1 protein-coding gene is annotated in these 830 nt (G+C 44.8%); it reads right to left on the reverse strand.

Features of this window, described 5'->3' with window-relative positions; genetic code table 11:
- Positions 1-743, reverse strand: a 743-nt coding sequence (locus R7P74_RS25705; protein WP_443293386.1) for a DUF6923 family protein, incomplete at its 3' end; no start/stop codon positions are given.
- Positions 744-830: the final 87 nt, after the last annotated feature.

The following is an 830-nucleotide window of genomic DNA, read 5'->3' on the forward strand; positions in this document are numbered from 1 at the left end:
CTCGGGCCGTTCGAGACAAACTCAACCGCTGGGACAATGCCCGCGTTGATGTTTGAAGCGTTGTCCGCTGACAAATTAATACGGTAGATTTTTCCGTCTTGATTGCGGGAAACGTAGTAATTGCCGTTGACGTCAAAATAGCCCGCACCAAAGGTACCGGTTTCGCCCGTATCTCCAATCATAGTGGCTTGGCCGTTTGCAGTATTGAATTTGTAGAGAATGCCGGAGTTGTTATCAATTCCGTAAAGCGAACCGTCGCCAGGATGGAAGGCGAAATCCGTCAAGTTGACGTTTGCGGTCGCGGTAATTTGTGTAAGTGTTAGCGTCGCATTTGGATTGGTATCTAATGGTGATAAATCAATGGAAAATAATCCTTTTCCTTTGCGATATAAGTAGTAAACGTGATTATAAACATCGCCAACAAAAAACGTATGACTAGGCAAACCAGCGACATTCAGTGTTTCTGCTTGAAAGTCTTTCCCTAAACGGACGATTTTCAAGTTGGTGGTATCGTAGCCATAAATGTATCTGTCGGTGAAGTCGAACCCGACGGCATTGATCCCTGATGCCAAACCCACATCGTCAGTTAATAAAGTTGTGGAACCCGTAACCAGATTGACGCCATAAACTTGAACGGGGGTCGATTGGAATAAATACGCTTTGCTCGGACAAGTGTCGAAAGGCGCCGCATTCGCATAAGCGCTTACGAACAGTGATCCGAGTATTAGTGATGTCCTTTTCATGATTCGCCCTCTCATTGATTTGTTTTATATGCAATGAAAGGAGCGTGCCAATTCTTAAGTGGCTGTTTTTGATGGACATTGACAACT

The organism is Vibrio sp. 2033, assembly GCF_033339735.1.